This window comes from Streptobacillus ratti (assembly GCF_001891165.1).
GTDB classification, from domain to species: domain Bacteria; phylum Fusobacteriota; class Fusobacteriia; order Fusobacteriales; family Leptotrichiaceae; genus Streptobacillus; species Streptobacillus ratti.
The window spans coordinates 27,337-42,244 of record NZ_LKKW01000009.1 but is presented as its reverse complement, the minus strand read 5'-3'; the positions used below and the strand labels follow the sequence as shown (position 1 = coordinate 42,244).

The 14,908-nt window shown below is 29.2% G+C and carries 26 protein-coding genes; 25 read left to right on the top strand and 1 reads right to left on the bottom strand.

Annotated elements, in window-relative coordinates:
* Positions 1 to 233 precede the first annotated feature (233 nt).
* The 25 genes from BT993_RS02750 (at position 234) to secY (ending at position 14,069) form a co-directional block, all read left to right on the top strand.
* Complete coding sequence (locus BT993_RS02750; protein WP_072593113.1) at positions 234 to 767, top strand: hypothetical protein; 534 nt, start codon at positions 234 to 236, stop codon at positions 765 to 767.
* Positions 768 to 783: 16 nt separating this feature from the next.
* Positions 784 to 1,401: a hypothetical protein gene (locus BT993_RS02745; protein WP_244147535.1), complete on the top strand. Its 618-nt coding sequence runs from the start codon at positions 784 to 786 to the stop codon at positions 1,399 to 1,401.
* Positions 1,402 to 1,423: 22 nt separating this feature from the next.
* Positions 1,424 to 1,957: a hypothetical protein gene (locus tag BT993_RS02740; protein ID WP_072593112.1), complete on the top strand. Its 534-nt coding sequence runs from the start codon at positions 1,424 to 1,426 to the stop codon at positions 1,955 to 1,957.
* Positions 1,958 to 2,114: 157 nt separating this feature from the next.
* Positions 2,115 to 2,603 (top strand): Panacea domain-containing protein, encoded by a 489-nt coding sequence (locus tag BT993_RS02735; RefSeq protein ID WP_072593116.1) that lies wholly within the window; start codon positions 2,115 to 2,117, stop codon positions 2,601 to 2,603.
* A complete protein-coding gene (locus BT993_RS02730; protein WP_072593111.1) occupies positions 2,600 to 2,974 on the top strand; it encodes a type II toxin-antitoxin system PemK/MazF family toxin in 375 nt (124 codons plus the stop codon). The genes BT993_RS02735 and BT993_RS02730 overlap by 4 nt, the downstream gene beginning before the upstream one ends.
* A gap of 125 nt (positions 2,975 to 3,099) precedes the next feature.
* Positions 3,100 to 4,035 carry a 2-dehydropantoate 2-reductase gene (locus BT993_RS02725; RefSeq protein WP_072593110.1) on the top strand — a complete coding sequence of 312 codons (936 nt, stop codon included), beginning with the start codon at positions 3,100 to 3,102 and terminating at the stop codon, positions 4,033 to 4,035.
* A 6-nt stretch (positions 4,036 to 4,041) separates the two neighbouring features.
* Complete coding sequence (locus tag BT993_RS02720; RefSeq protein WP_072593109.1) at positions 4,042 to 5,091, top strand: PTS sugar transporter subunit IIC; 1,050 nt, start codon at positions 4,042 to 4,044, stop codon at positions 5,089 to 5,091.
* A gap of 224 nt (positions 5,092 to 5,315) precedes the next feature.
* Positions 5,316 to 6,143 carry a 50S ribosomal protein L2 gene (gene rplB / locus BT993_RS02715; RefSeq protein WP_064579789.1) on the top strand — a complete coding sequence of 276 codons (828 nt, stop codon included), beginning with the start codon at positions 5,316 to 5,318 and terminating at the stop codon, positions 6,141 to 6,143.
* 27 nt (positions 6,144 to 6,170) lie between these two features.
* Complete coding sequence (gene rpsS / locus BT993_RS02710; RefSeq protein WP_064579790.1) at positions 6,171 to 6,434, top strand: 30S ribosomal protein S19; 264 nt, start codon at positions 6,171 to 6,173, stop codon at positions 6,432 to 6,434.
* A 55-nt stretch (positions 6,435 to 6,489) separates the two neighbouring features.
* Positions 6,490 to 6,822, top strand: coding sequence for a 50S ribosomal protein L22 (gene rplV / locus BT993_RS02705; protein WP_064579791.1), 333 nt, complete (start codon positions 6,490 to 6,492; stop codon positions 6,820 to 6,822).
* A gap of 22 nt (positions 6,823 to 6,844) precedes the next feature.
* Positions 6,845 to 7,504, top strand: coding sequence for a 30S ribosomal protein S3 (rpsC, locus tag BT993_RS02700; protein WP_064579792.1), 660 nt, complete (start codon positions 6,845 to 6,847; stop codon positions 7,502 to 7,504).
* Complete coding sequence (gene rplP, locus BT993_RS02695) at positions 7,504 to 7,926, top strand: 50S ribosomal protein L16 (protein ID WP_012859277.1); 423 nt, start codon at positions 7,504 to 7,506, stop codon at positions 7,924 to 7,926. The genes rpsC and rplP overlap by 1 nt, the downstream gene beginning before the upstream one ends.
* Positions 7,926 to 8,117 carry a 50S ribosomal protein L29 gene (gene rpmC, locus BT993_RS02690; protein WP_012859276.1) on the top strand — a complete coding sequence of 64 codons (192 nt, stop codon included), beginning with the start codon at positions 7,926 to 7,928 and terminating at the stop codon, positions 8,115 to 8,117. The genes rplP and rpmC overlap by 1 nt, the downstream gene beginning before the upstream one ends.
* Positions 8,118 to 8,129: 12 nt before the next feature.
* A complete protein-coding gene (gene rpsQ, locus BT993_RS02685) occupies positions 8,130 to 8,384 on the top strand; it encodes a 30S ribosomal protein S17 (RefSeq protein WP_012859275.1) in 255 nt (84 codons plus the stop codon).
* Positions 8,385 to 8,425: 41 nt separating this feature from the next.
* Entirely contained in the window at positions 8,426 to 8,794 is a 369-nt protein-coding gene (gene rplN, locus BT993_RS02680) for a 50S ribosomal protein L14 (RefSeq protein WP_012859274.1), read from the top strand.
* A gap of 16 nt (positions 8,795 to 8,810) precedes the next feature.
* On the top strand, positions 8,811 to 9,194 hold the full coding sequence (gene rplX, locus BT993_RS02675) for a 50S ribosomal protein L24 (RefSeq protein WP_072593108.1): 384 nt from the start codon (positions 8,811 to 8,813) through the stop codon (positions 9,192 to 9,194).
* Between the two features lie 18 nt (positions 9,195 to 9,212).
* Positions 9,213 to 9,767, top strand: coding sequence for a 50S ribosomal protein L5 (rplE, locus tag BT993_RS02670; RefSeq protein ID WP_072593107.1), 555 nt, complete (start codon positions 9,213 to 9,215; stop codon positions 9,765 to 9,767).
* Positions 9,768 to 9,788: 21 nt separating this feature from the next.
* A complete protein-coding gene (rpsN, locus tag BT993_RS02665; protein ID WP_072593106.1) occupies positions 9,789 to 10,076 on the top strand; it encodes a 30S ribosomal protein S14 in 288 nt (95 codons plus the stop codon).
* A gap of 20 nt (positions 10,077 to 10,096) precedes the next feature.
* Positions 10,097 to 10,492, top strand: coding sequence for a 30S ribosomal protein S8 (gene rpsH / locus BT993_RS02660; RefSeq protein ID WP_012859270.1), 396 nt, complete (start codon positions 10,097 to 10,099; stop codon positions 10,490 to 10,492).
* A 47-nt stretch (positions 10,493 to 10,539) separates the two neighbouring features.
* Complete coding sequence (gene rplF, locus BT993_RS02655; RefSeq protein WP_072593105.1) at positions 10,540 to 11,073, top strand: 50S ribosomal protein L6; 534 nt, start codon at positions 10,540 to 10,542, stop codon at positions 11,071 to 11,073.
* Between the two features lie 12 nt (positions 11,074 to 11,085).
* A complete protein-coding gene (gene rplR, locus BT993_RS02650) occupies positions 11,086 to 11,448 on the top strand; it encodes a 50S ribosomal protein L18 (protein WP_072593104.1) in 363 nt (120 codons plus the stop codon).
* Positions 11,449 to 11,467: 19 nt separating this feature from the next.
* Positions 11,468 to 11,965 (top strand): 30S ribosomal protein S5, encoded by a 498-nt coding sequence (rpsE, locus tag BT993_RS02645; protein ID WP_066899152.1) that lies wholly within the window; start codon positions 11,468 to 11,470, stop codon positions 11,963 to 11,965.
* A gap of 18 nt (positions 11,966 to 11,983) precedes the next feature.
* A complete protein-coding gene (rpmD, locus tag BT993_RS02640) occupies positions 11,984 to 12,163 on the top strand; it encodes a 50S ribosomal protein L30 (RefSeq protein ID WP_072593103.1) in 180 nt (59 codons plus the stop codon).
* 4 nt (positions 12,164 to 12,167) lie between these two features.
* A complete protein-coding gene (rplO, locus tag BT993_RS02635; RefSeq protein ID WP_072593102.1) occupies positions 12,168 to 12,704 on the top strand; it encodes a 50S ribosomal protein L15 in 537 nt (178 codons plus the stop codon).
* A gap of 54 nt (positions 12,705 to 12,758) precedes the next feature.
* A complete protein-coding gene (secY, locus tag BT993_RS02630) occupies positions 12,759 to 14,069 on the top strand; it encodes a preprotein translocase subunit SecY (protein WP_083557365.1) in 1,311 nt (436 codons plus the stop codon).
* Between the two features lie 26 nt (positions 14,070 to 14,095).
* Here the strand turns inward: secY and BT993_RS02625 are convergent, their stop codons facing one another.
* Positions 14,096 to 14,836, bottom strand: coding sequence for a YlmH/Sll1252 family protein (locus tag BT993_RS02625; protein ID WP_072593101.1), 741 nt, complete (start codon positions 14,834 to 14,836; stop codon positions 14,096 to 14,098).
* Positions 14,837 to 14,908 lie beyond the last annotated feature (72 nt).

Sequence of the window (14,908 nt, the reverse complement as noted above, 5' to 3'; positions counted from 1 at the left end):
AGGTAATATGGGTAATGGATTAGAGTTAGGACTGTTGTATAAGTTTATATAAGAATATAGATGATTTAAAGTTTAACAAAAAAGATTTTAAATCATCTTTTTCCTTTTTAAGTAAAGATAATTAAGGTGAAAATAATATATTAAATATTTGTAATAAAATTTCACATTAAATCATTGACAAAAATATATGGTGGGGTATAATAGATTGAAAATAAAAAATAGGAGAATAATAAATGAAAAAGTTATTACTAGTATTATCAATTATAGGAGTAAGTGCCTTTGCATCTAATATTAGTGGACCAAGATATAGAGTAGAGTTAGCAGTAGGAGCTATGGATTTTAAAAATTACAATAATTTAAGAACATATAAATCTGTTTCAAACTCTATTTCACTATTACAAGAATGGAAAGTAAATATTAATAAAAAATTTGATATTACATTTGGACCTAAGGGGACATTAAATGTTGAAACTAATTTTTATATGCCTAATATACCTGTAGTAAAACCTAGTGCAATATTAGGTGGAGAGGTAGATTTTAATTACAAGGTAAAAAATAATGTTAAGTTATATGCCTCTGTAGAAGCAGGGGTAGGTTTAGGATTTAGAGTGTTTGTCATAAGTGATGATAATCATGTACATGGACCTGAAATTACATCAATAAGTAAGGTTGCATTAGGAATAAAATTAGATGAAAAAGTTAATTTAGCACTTTATACAGGAAATGTTAAAGGGATATTAGGTTTAGAAGTAGGATATACATTTTAAGAGAAAGGAATAACATATGAAAAAAATACTATTATTAATAATATTTATTGCTGGATTAATTTCATTTCCAAGTAAGGTAAATAAGCCAAAACAAAATAAAAATAGGATTTCTACTACAAACTCTAATAATAAAAGTGTTAAAATAACTGGACCAAGATATAGAGTAGATGGATCTTTAGGAGTTTTTAGCAAAACAAATAGTAGAAGTTTAAAAACAACAACATTATCTATAGCAATATTGCCAGAATGGAAAGCAGATATTAATAAAAAATTTGATATTACATTTGGACCTAAAGTTACTACAAGTCTTTCTTTTTTAGATAGTGTATTAAATGGAACAGAACTAACAAGCATAACACCTAGCTTAATTTTAGGAATGGAAGTTGATTTTAACTATAAAGTTAAAGAAAAGGTTAAGATATATAGTGGATTAGAAGTAGGGACTGGAATTGGTTATTTAATATATTTGAAAGATTATAATAATTCTTACAAATTAAGATTTGATGTAGCAGTTATAGGTAAACTATCTGGAGGGATTAAGATAAGAGATAGATATAACGTAGGACTTTATGTAGGAAATTATGCTACAAATCCTAAGGGACTATTTGGAATAGAATTAGGATATACATTTTAGTAAGAATTAAGGAGTAAAAAGGATGAAAAAGATTTTATTAATAACTTTAATGTCTATAAGTTTGATGAGTTTTTCCAAAAATGCAGATGAAAGATATAGGCTTGAGGGAGCTTTTTATTATGCCATAGGAAATAAAGAAAGTCTTAGAGGATATAGTCATTATGGTTTTGTTTCTGTAGGTGCAATGGTAGAATATGAAAAAAAGGTGTCTAAAAAAGTAGATTTTACATTTGGACCAAAAGTTTCTTTAGCAGGAGGGTTTTCACGTAGTCAAAATGAGTCTAATCTATATGGAAGAGCTGCTATTAATTTAGGACTTAAAGGAGAAGTTAATTATTCTATTGATAATAATATTAAAGTTTATGGTGGAGTAGAATTAGGAATGGGAATATTTGTTAGTCAAAGTAGAATTATATATAAAAAAGTGGAAGCGAATGTTGCTCCAGTATATAAAAGTTCTTTAGGGATTAAATTATTAAATAAATATAACATTGCTTTATTTGGTGGTTATGAAGATAAAGTTATAACAGGATTAGAATTGGGTTATACTTTTTAAGGTAATTAAAATGGGGATTTATAATAAAAAATATATTTTTTGACAGAGACATTTGTTTCTGTTTTTTTTTGTACTTATTAAAATAAAATAAAAAAATATTTAAAAACTATTCACTTTTTTTAATTTATAGGATATAATGTTAATGGGTGGTGATGTAGTGGAAAAAATTATTGAGGTTGCGAGATTTATTGCAAAAAGATATAGGGAAATATATGGAGAAAATATAGATGAACTAAAATTACAAAAGCTTATATATTTCACACAAAAAGAATCTATACTTTATACAGGAAATTTATTATTTAGTGAAAAAATGAAAGCTTGGAGATTAGGACCAGTATCTATTAAGGTAAGGAATGAGTATAAGAATAGGAGAATTTATAGAAAAAAATGTAATTTAAAAACTTTTAATAAGTATATAATTAATAATGTTATAGTTAAATATGGTTTTTATTCTTCAAGTAAACTTATTAATCTAACACATAAAGAAAGAGCGTGGAAGATTGCAAGAAAAGGATTATTAGAAAATGAAAGGGGTGTAAATAATATAGATGTAAGTTTAATTTTTGAGAAAAAAGAAAGAATTTATGATACTTATTGGGACATGTATTGTGATGAATTTAAAGATTATGAGGGAGATGAAAAATGATAGGTAAAATGTTTATTGCACTTTTTCCTTATTTTGATATAGGGACTAAAAGAAAAGGACTTAAAGAAAGACCAGTTTTAGTTATAGGAGAAACTGATAATGATTGCATAATATTGCCTGTTTCAACAATAACTAAAAAACAATATTTTAATCCAGAATATGATATAGAAATAGATCCTGAAAAATATCCAAAATTAAATCTTAATAAATTATCGTATATTAGAGTTCATAAACAGGCGATAATATATAAGAAAGCGTTGCATAAAGAAATAGGTAACTTGAAAGTAGAGTATATTATAAAATACATAGAGATAATGAAAAAATTGGAGGGTTTTAATAAAAATCTAATATTGAGTAATTATGTATTTTAAGTTTTTTGAAAAATGTTGAATATAATTTTCATTTTTTTGTTGCAACATACTTTTTTTTAATGATATAATCATAGTTGAGATAAAAATTGAAAGGAGAGGTGTGATTTTTATCACATAATTAAAGTATGAAAGTAATTATCGCAGGAACTGGGGCTATGGGGGCAACCTATGGGTCTATGTTAAAAAAATCAGGGAATGAAGTAATTTTCTTAGATTTGTGGCAAGAAAATATTGATGCTATTAATAAAAATGGAATCAATTTTAAAAATATTGGAGTAGAGGAAAATATTAAAGCAGAAGCATATTTAGCCTCTGATTATAATCAAAGTGCAGATTTAATAATAGTATTTACTAAATCTATGCAATTAAAAGAAATGTTAAGTGATATTAAACATTTAATTTCTGAAAAAACAAGTGTATTATGTTTATTAAATGGTTTAGGACATATAGATACATTAAAAGAATTTGTTAAACCTGAACAAATTTTAATGGGAGTTACAGTTTTAACTGCTGGTATGAAAGGTGCTGGAATGTTTGAAGTAACTAATTATGGTAAAACAGAAATTCAAAATATTTCAGAAGCTGGTAAAGAAAATGCAGTTAAAGTTGTAGAATGTATTAATAATTCAGGATTACCAACAGTATATTCTGAGGATATCTTATTCTCTATATGGAGAAAGGCATGTATTAATGGAACTATGAATGCGTGTTGTGCTTTACTTGATTGTAATATGTTACAATTAGGTAAAATCGAAAAATCAAGAGAGTTATTAGGAAAAATAGTTGAAGAATTTGCATCTGTTGCTAAAAAAGAGGGAACTATATTAAATGTTGAAGAAATAACTAATTTAGTTTGTTGGTTTACGACAGAAGAATTTCAAGGAGTAAAACATTACCCATCTATGCACCAAGATTTAATTCAAAAAAGAAGACTTACAGAAATAGACTATTTAAATGGTTACGTGTCTAAAAAAGGAAAAGAATATGGTTTAGATACAAGTTTTTGTGATTTAATAACTATTTTAATACATGGAAGAGAAAGTGTTTTAATTGGAGGATAAGAGATAATGAAAGATATGACTATGAAACAGTTTATAATGAAAGTATTAAATGGTACGGCTATAGGTATAGTAGTTGGATTAATACCTAATGCAGTATTAGGAGGATTATTTGGTTATTTATCACAATTTAATCCGATTTTTGGAGTTTTAAGACAAATTTGTGTTGATATTCAATGGTTAGTAGCACCTATGATAGGATTTTTAGTAGGTTTACAATTTGGATTCAATCCAATGAAATCAGCTGTAATGATGTCATCTACATGGATAGCATCAGGAGCTTTAATGAGAGTAGATGGAGTTTTAAAAATAGGGTTAGGAGATTTAATTAATGTTATGTTAATTGCAGGGGTAGCTGCTTATGTTACTATGCTTTTAGGAGAAAAATTAGGCTCATTAACTATAGTTTTACAACCAATAATAGTTGGAGTAGGTGTAGGGTTTTTAGGATTATTAATTTTACCTTATGTACAACATATTTCAACTACTATAGGTTATGGAATTAATTCATTTACTACTTTACAACCAATATTAATGTGTATTTTAATTGCTATGTCATTTTCTATACTTATAGTATCTCCTATTTCTACAGTAGCTATAGGTATAGCAATAGGATTATCAGGACTTGCAAGTGGTTCTGCAAATATTGGAGTATCAGCAACAGCTGCAGTATTAGTTGTAGGATCTTGGGCAGTAAATAAGGCTGGAGTTACTATAGCAGTTGGTATGGGTGGAATGAAAATGATGATGCCTAATATTGTTAAAAACCCTATAATGCTTTTACCAATTTTAACAACTTCTTCTATAGCAGGTTTAGTTGTAAGAGTTTTAGGTGTTACTGGAGATAAAGTAAGTTCAGGATTTGGTTTTGTAGGGCTTGTTGGACCTATTAAAGCTATGAGTGATTATGCTTTAAATGGAATAACTGGATTAGAAGCATTAATATATGTGTTAATTGCTTACCTTGTAGTTCCTTTTGGAGTAGCTTTAATCTCACATATTGTATATACAAAAGTACTTAAAATATATGAACCTGAAATATATAAATTTGAAAATTAATAATTAAAAATCTGGGACTTAAAAAGTTTCAGATTTTTTTATGAAAAAAATTTTTGAAAAAAGTAAAAAAAGACTAGATTTTTAATATCAAATATGATATACTAACTAAGTTAGCAAGATAAATTGCTTAAATTATAGGTCGAATTACGCCTTATTTTTATGCACTTACAAGGTGCACACGAGGTAAAGGTGTACATAAAAAATTTAGAAATTGGAGGGAAGATATGCCTATTAAAAAATTAAAACCGATTACTAGTGGGACTCGGCATATGTCTATATTAGTAAATACAGAATTAGACAAAGTTAGACCTGAAAAAACATTAGTTGAACCATTAAATTCATCTTATGGGATTGACAACTATGGACACAGAACAGGAAGAAACAGACACAAAGGACACAAGAGATTATACAGAATAATCGATTGGAAAAGAAACAAATTAGGAATACCTGCAAAAGTTGCAAGTATAGAATATGATCCTAATAGAACAGCAAATATTGCTTTATTACATTATGTTGATGGAGAAAAAAGATATATTTTAGCTCCAAATGGATTAAAAAAAGGAGATACTGTAGTTTCAGGAGAAAATGCAGATATCAAACCAGGGAATGCTTTAAAGTTAAAAGATTTACCAGTAGGGACATTAATACACAATGTTGAATTAATCCCAGGAAAAGGTGGACAACTTGCAAGATCAGCAGGAACTTCAGCAAGACTTGTAGCTAAAGAAGGGACATATTGTCACGTTGAATTACCATCAGGAGAATTAAGATTAATTCACAAAGAATGTTTTGCAACTGTTGGTGTTATTGGAAACTCTGAACATTCATTAGTTTCTTTAGGAAAAGCTGGAAGAAATAGACACTTAGGTAGAAAACCACACGTAAGAGGATCAGTAATGAACCCAGTAGATCACCCACATGGAGGGGGAGAAGGAAGATCACCTATAGGAAGAAAAGCGCCAGTTACTCCTTGGGGTAAACCTGCTTTAGGTAAGAAAACTAGAGGTAAGAAAAATTCAGATAAATTCATCGTAAGAAAGAGAAAAAAATAGATTAGTGTTATAAAGTAAGGAGGAAAAATGGCTCGTTCATTAAAAAAAGGACCTTTTGCTGATCAATATTTATTCAAAAAAGTTGAAGCACAAGGAACAAATAAAGCTGTTATTAAAACATGGTCAAGAAGATCAACTATATTTCCACAATTCATAGGATATACATTTGCAGTTTATAATGGTAAAAAACATATACCTGTGTATGTAACTGAGGAAATGGTTGGACACAAACTTGGAGAATTTGCTCCAACAAGAACTTACCATGGACATGGTAAAGATAAGAAAAAATAAAACTTACATAAATAAAGATTAGTATCTTATAACTTTATACGAAAGGAGAAAACGCATGCCAGCAATAGCTAAATTACGTTATCAAAGATTAAGCCCTCAAAAAGCTAGATTAGTAGCAGATGTAATAAGAGGGAAAGATGCGTTAAACGCATTAAACATTTTAAGATTTACAAATAAAAAAGCAGCTCCATTAATAGAAAAAACATTAAGATCTGCAATTGCAAATGCAGAACACAACTTAGGATTAAATCCTGAAAACTTAATAGTTTCAAAAGTATTAATAGATAAAGGACCTGTATTAAAGAGAATGAACCCAAGAGCAATGGGTAGAGCAGATATTATAAGAAAACCACTTGCACATATAACTGTTGAAGTGGACGTAAAATAAGAGTATATAAGGAGGTAAGTCTGTGGGACAAAAAGTAGATCCTAGAGGTATGAGAATCGGTATTGTTAAAACATGGGATTCAAAATGGTTTGCCAAAAAAGGAAAAGAATATTTAAATAATTTTCATGAAGATTTAAAAATAAGAGAATATATTAAGAAAAACTACTACCAAGCTGGAATTTCTTCAATAGCTATTGAAAGAGTTTCTGAAAATGAAATAACTATAATAGTTTCAACTGGAAAAGCTGCGGTATTAATTGGTAGAAAAGGTGCAGAAATCACAGCATTAAGAGCAAAATTAGAAAATATGACAGGGAAAAAAGTTTTTGTTAAAGCTTTAGAAATTAAAAACCCTAACAGAGATGCACAATTAGTAGCAGAAAGTATTGCAACAGCTATTGAAAAACGTGTGGCGTATAAAAGAGCAGTACAACAAGCAGTTCAAAGAGCTGAAAAAGCTGGAGTATTAGGAATTAAAGTAATGACTTCAGGAAGATTAAACGGAGCAGAAATTGCTAGAAGTGAATGGACTTTATCAGGTAGAGTACCATTACATACATTAAGAGCAGATGTTGATTATGCAACAGCAACAGCTCATACAACATATGGAGCATTAGGGATTAAAGTATGGATCTTTAATGGAGAAGTTTTACCTACTAAGAAGGAAGGGGGAACAAAATAGTGTTAATACCTAAGAGAACTAAATATAGAAAACAATTTAGAGGAAGCATGGGTGGTATTGCAACTAAAGGGAATTATGTAGCGTTTGGAGATTTCGGATTAGCTGCAAAGGAATTTGGTTGGATTACTTCAAGACAAATAGAAGCATGCCGTATTACAATAAATAGAACATTTAAAAGAGAAGGAAAAATTTGGATAAGAATTTTCCCTGATAAACCTTATACAAAAAGACCTGAAGGAACAAGAATGGGTAAAGGTAAAGGTAACGCTGAAGGTTGGGTAGCAGTTGTTAAAACTGGTAAAGTAATGTTTGAAGTTGGAGGAGTATCTGAAGAGAAAGCCAAAGAAGCATTAAGAAAAGCTGGACACAAACTACCTATCAAAGTTAAATTCGTAAGAAAAGAAGTAGGTGGTGATAAGTAATGACAGTTAAAGAAGTTAGAGATTTAGATTTAAATCAGTTAGAATCACAAGTAAAAGAATTGAAACACGAATTGTTTAATTTAAAGCTACAAAAAACTCTTGGACAATTACAAAACACAGCACAAATTAGAAAAGTAAAAAGAGATATAGCTAGAATGAAAACAATCTTAACAGAAAAAACTGGAAAATAGGAGGATTCTCACGTGGAAAGAAACGAAAGAAAAGTCAGAGAAGGAATCGTAGTTTCTGATAAAATGGATAAAACAGTAGTAGTTGTTGAAAATACAATGAAACTGCATAAATTATATAAAAAGAGAGTAAAAACTTCTAAAAGATATAAAGCTCATGATGAGTTAAATGAATGTCGTGTAGGAGATAAAGTTAGAATAATGGAAACTAGACCTTTAAGTAAAGATAAAAACTGGAGAGTTGTTACTATCTTAGAAAAGGCAAAATAATTTAATATATATTATTATTAAATGGGAGGAGGAACTATTAAATGGTTCAACAACAAAGTATACTTAACGTTGCTGATAATACAGGTGCTAAAAAGATTATGGTTATTAGAGTGTTAGGTGGATCAAGAAGAAGATTCGGTAGAATAGGAGACGTTGTTGTAGCATCTGTTAAAGAAGCTATACCTAATGGAAGTGTTAAAAAGGGAGACGTTGTAAAAGCAGTTATAGTTAGAACTAGAAAAGAAGTTAAAAGATTAGATGGTTCATATATAAAATTTGATGATAATGCAGGAGTTATCCTTAACGCATCAATGGAAATGAAAGGGACAAGAATTTTTGGACCTGTTGCAAGAGAATTAAGAGCTAAAAACTTTATGAAAATAGTATCACTTGCACCAGAAGTACTTTAGGAAGGAGGAATTTTTTGTGATTAAATCTAAAATAAAATCAGTTCCTAAAAAACTACATGTTAAAACTGGAGATACAGTTGTAGTAATTAGTGGAAGAAGTAATAATGACAAAAGAAGCAATAAATCTTCTCAAATGGGAGATAAAGGTAAAATAGGAAAAGTATTAAAAGTATTCCCTAAACTTGGAAAAATAGTAGTTGAAGGTGTAAACGTTAAGAAAAAACATTTAAAACCTAATGCTATGAACACACAAGGTGAGATTGTAGAAAGAGAAGTACCAATTTTCTCATCTAAAGTAATGTTATGGGATGAAAGCGTTAAAAGTGCTACAAGAGTAAAATATGAAATTAAAGACGGTAAAAAAGTTAGAATTTCAGTTAAATCAGGACAAGAAATATAAGGGAAGGAGGATACCTAAATGTCTACAAAATATATGCCTAGATTACAAAAAGCATACAATGAAACTATGGTATCAGCATTAATGAAAGAATTAGGACTTTCTAACATTATGGAAGTACCTAAATTAGATAAAATAATAGTTAATATGGGTCTTGGAGAAGCAGTAAATAACCCTAAATTAATAGATACAGCAGTTAAAGAATTAGCACAAATTACAGGACAAAAACCAGTTGCAAGAAAAGCTAGAAAATCTGAAGCTGGATTTAAATTAAGAGAAGGTCAATTAATAGGTGCAAAAGTTACTTTAAGAAAAGAAAAAATGTATGAATTCTTAGATAGATTAGTAAGTGTTACTTTACCAAGAGTAAGAGATTTTGAAGGAGTTTCTTCTCGTGGATTTGATGGAAGAGGAAATTATACTTTAGGATTAAAAGAGCAAATTATCTTCCCAGAAATCGAAATTGATAAAGTTGATAAAGTATTAGGAATGGGAATTACATTCGTAACTACTGCTAGAACTGATGAAGAAGGAAGAGCATTATTAAGAGCATTTGGAATGCCATTTGCAAAATAATAAGGAGGTGCAAAAGAATTTATGGCTAAAAAAGCAATGGTTCAAAAAAATCTAAAAATTGAAAAAACTATAGATAAATATGCAGTAAAAAGAGCTGAGTTAAAAGAAAGAGCTAAACAAGGAGATAGAGAAGCAATTATTGAATTATCTAAATTGCCTCGTAACGCATCGCCTACAAGACATAGAAATAGATGTCAAGTAAATGGTAGACCAAGAGGATTCATGAGAGAATTCGGAATATCAAGAGTAATGTTTAGACAATTAGCTGGTGAAGGTATGATACCTGGAATCAAAAAATCAAGCTGGTAATATTTGAGAGGAGGACAAACATGCACTTAACAGATCCTATTGCAGATATGTTAACAAGAATTAGAAATGCAAATATTGCAAAACACGATAAAGTTGCAATACCATTTTCTAAAATAAAAGAAAGTATCGCAAATATATTAAGAAATGAAGGATATATATCAGAATACGAAATCAAAGAAGAAGGAAGTATAAAAGATATAGTTGTAACTTTAAAAACTGTTGATGGTGAACAAGTTATAAAAGGATTAAAAAGAATTTCTAAACCAGGAAGAAGAGTATACTCTTCAGTAGAAAGCTTACCAAAAGTATTAGGTGGTTTAGGAATAGCTATCGTTACTACACCTAAAGGTGTTTTAACTGATAAAGAATGCAGAAAGCAAAGTGTTGGTGGAGAGGTTCTTTGTTACATTTGGTAATATAGCCTAAACACTTCTGGAAATTTACGCATATAAGGAGGAAAATAATGTCAAGAGTAGGTAAAAAACCTATTACTATACCAAAAGGTGTAGAAATTACAAATGAAGGTAATGTTTACACAGTAAAAGGACCTAAAGGAACTTTAACTAGAGAATTATCTTCTGAAATTAAAGTAAATATTGAAAATAATGAAATAACTTTTGAAAGACCAAATGACTTACCTAATATTAGAGCATTACATGGAACTACAAGAGCAAATGTTAATAACATGGTTGTTGGAGTTAGTGAAGGTTTCAAAATTAAATTAGAATTAGTTGGGGTTGGATACAGAGTAGCTGCAGCAGGTAAAGGAATTACAATGGCTTTAGGATATTCACATCCAGTTGATATAGCTCCAATTGAGGGTATTACTTTCACTGTAGAAGGAAATACTAAATTAACTGTAGAAGGAATTGACAAACAATTAGTTGGTCAAGTTGCATCAGATATAAGAGCTAAGAGAGCACCAGAACCATATAAAGGTAAAGGGGTTAAATATGCTGATGAGAAGATAAGAAGAAAAGAAGGTAAGAAAGGATAGGAGGTAGTTTAAATGATTAAAAAAGTAGATAGAAACTTAGCAAGAGTTAGAAAACATAAAAGCATAAGAGCTAAAATCAGTGGAACACCTGAAAGACCTAGACTTACTGTTTATAGAAGTTTAACTAACATCTTCGCACAATTAATAGATGATACAACAGGAAAAACATTAGTTTCAGCTTCAACTATTGAAAAAGGGAATAAAGTTCAACATGGATCAAATGTAGAAGCTGCAAAATTAATAGGTACAAGATTAGCTGAAAAAGCTAAAGCTGCTGGAATTACTAAAGTAGTATTTGATAGAAGTGGATACATCTATACTGGAAGAGTAAAAGCATTAGCAGACGCTGCAAGAGAAGCAGGATTAGAATTCTAATAGGATAGGAGGATTTATTTTGGCAAAAGAAGTTAAAACTAACGAATACAAAGAAAAACTTTTAAGAATTAGTAGAGTTTCTAAAACTGTTAAAGGGGGAAGAAGAATTTCATTCTCAGTACTAGCAGCAGTTGGAGACGAAAACGGAAAAGTTGGAATAGGATTAGGAAAAGCAAATGGAGTACCTGAAGCAATTAGAAAAGCTATTGCAGGTGCTAAAAAAAGTATGATAACAGTTTCATTAAAAGGTGGAACTTTACCACATGAACAAATTGGTAAATTTAATGCTACATCAGTTTTATTAAAACCAGCATCAAAAGGGACTGGGGTTATTGCTGGGTCAGCAACTAGAGAAATTTTAGAATTAGTAGGTGTTACTGATGTATTAACTAAAATTAGAGGATCTAAAAATAAAGATAATGTTGCAAGAGCTACATTAGATGGATTAAAAAAATTAAGATCAATTGAAAAAGTTGCTAAACTTAGAGGAAAAACTGTAGAAGAAATTTTAGGATAAGGCTAGGAGGATAAATTAATGACTAAAGTAAATATAACACTTGTAAAAGGAATTAATGGAAGAAAACCTAACCATATCGCAACAATTAAATCTTTAGGTTTAAGAAAAATTGGTCAAACAGTTGAACACAATTTGACTGCTGATATAGAGGGTAAAATTAAATTAATTTCTTATTTAGTTAAAGTAGAGGAGGTTTAAATCAATGAATCTTAATGAATTAAGACCTGCCGAAGGATCAAAAAGAGATAGAAAGAGAATCGGTAGAGGACATGGAACTGGTTGGGGTAAAACTGCTGGTAAAGGTCATAATGGACAAAAACAAAGATCAGGTACATACGTACCAGCTTCGTTTGAAGGAGGGCAAATGCCTTTAATCAGAAGAGTTCCTAAAAGAGGATTCTCAAATTCTGCATTCCAAAAAGACATAATAGTAGTAAACTTAAAAGACATAGTAGATAAATTTAATGATGGAGAAGAAGTAACTTTAGAAACATTATTAGAAAGAAGAGTAGTAAAAAATGCTAACTTCATTACTAAAGAAAATGGAGAAAGAAATTACACTTCATTATTAAAAATTATTGGAAATTATGAATTAGAAAAAGCTTTAAAAGTTAAAGCACATAGAGTATCTAAAGGTGCTAAAGAAGCAATTGAAAAATTTAATGGAACAGTTGAATTAGTAGAAATCAAATCATTTGCAAATGTAGCAGGAAACGCTAAAGAAGTTAAGGGAGAGTAAGTTTAACTTACTTTTTTCCTGTTTACATAAAATTATAGAATAGAGGTGATTTCTTTGACATTTAAAGAAGCAGTAATAGGTAGATTTCAAGCCATGTTAAGAACACGTGAGCTTAGAAAAAGAGTATTGTTTACTTTAGGATGTTTTTTAGTTGCTAGAATTGGTGTGCATATTCCAGTTCCAGGAATTAATATGGAATTGTTTAGAGATTTTACTGGTGGAAGTACGTTGGCTCAATTTTTAAACCTATTTACAGGTGGAGCTGTTCAAAGAGCTTCAATATTCTCACTTGGAATAACTCCATATATTAATGCTTCAATAGTATTTCAAATTTTAGGTGTTTTATGGCCAAGAATTGAAGAAATGCAAAAAGAAGGTGGGAAAGAAGCAGAGAAAGTTACACAATGGACTAGATATTTAACAATAGGGACTACATTATTCCAATCAGCATTTCTTGCTTTAATCTTACAATCTAATAATTTAGTTAGAGAACCTGGAACAACATTTATATTAACAACAGTTGTATTAATAACAGGGGGAACTGCATTCTTAATGTGGTTATCTGAAAGAATATCTATAAAAGGTATAGGAAATGGAACTTCAATGTTAATTTTCTTAGGGATAGTTTCTAACTTACCTCAAGTAGTTAGAAGTACAATAGTAGAATTAACTACATCAGATAAAGGTTCTGCACTTGGATATACTTCATTAATGTTATTTATATTAATTATAGTAGTAATGGTATTTATACAACTTGGAGAAAGAAGAGTACCTATACAATATGTTGGTAAATCAAGTAGAGGTGTTGGGAATACACAACCTACTGTTGTAGGGAGAAAAACATATCTTCCTATTAAAATTAATACAGCAGGGGTAATGCCAATAATCTTTGCATCAATGATTATGGCTGTACCATCAGCTATAATACCACTTATTAAAGACCAATCAAAACAAGCATATTTATTAAACATATTTGGACCAAAAGGATGGGCATATTTAACATTGACTACAGTGTTAATCATTTTATTCTCATTTTTCTATACTGCTATAGTATTTGATCCAGATAAAATTGCAGATAGTTTAAAACAAAGTGGTGGAAGTATACCATTAAAAAGAGCTGGAAAAGAAACGTCTGAGTTCTTAGAGTATGTTACAACAAGAATTACATTTGGTACGGCAATATTCTTAGCTATACTTGGTATATTACCTAATATATGGTTTGGATATGTATTAAATATTCCAGTAATGTTAGGTGGAACAAGTCTACTAATATTAGTTGGAGTAGCAGTAGAATTAATACAAAATATTGATTCTCATATGGCAACACAGAAGTATAAAGGATTTAATAATATTAGAAGAAGATAAAAAATCTTCTTCTTTTTAAATTCACATTATTCATATTTTTTAATTATCCATCTTTTCTTACCTTTTTTACTATCTTCTAGTTCCTCAGACACTAAATATTTACCATATTTTCTTATGGTTAATATATCATTATGCCTTATTTCCTTATTTTTTTCCTTACATATTTCATAATCTATTTGAACTAGCCCAGCTTCTATTAACTGAGTTGCCTTACTTCTCGATAAATTAGTAATATCACTTATGAAATTATCTAGTCTATTAGAACTAATATTGATTTTAATATCTTTAAAATTATATGAAAAATCATTCCTTTCACTTTGAGTTATATCACAATCATTTTTCCCTATAGATTTAAGATTATTTATCACAAAATCTAAGACTTTATTAGATATCAATACATAACCTATATTATCTTCTACAAATATATCGCCTATCATTTCTCTTTTAATATTTAATCCCATAATAGAACCTAGAAAATCTTTGTGAGTATATTCTCTAAATTTATTATTTATTCTAATTTCAATTACAGTATAATTAAATTCGGGTTCATAAGGTGTAAAACAGATTTGTTTTCTGTCATAACCTCTCATATATGTATAGATATTATCATATTTTCCACTTATTTTCTTATAAACATTAGGGGTTATAAATATATCAGTACATACACTAATTTGATATTCTAAAGCCATAGAAAGAGCATTAAAAACTTTTATAGCCATTTCATTATCGCCAATTTTTTTTAAAAATTCATCTTTATTTAAATTCATATTTATTATTAATGGTATTAGACTACCATAAATTCTCTCCTTATACAATATATTACTAAATTATATCATGAA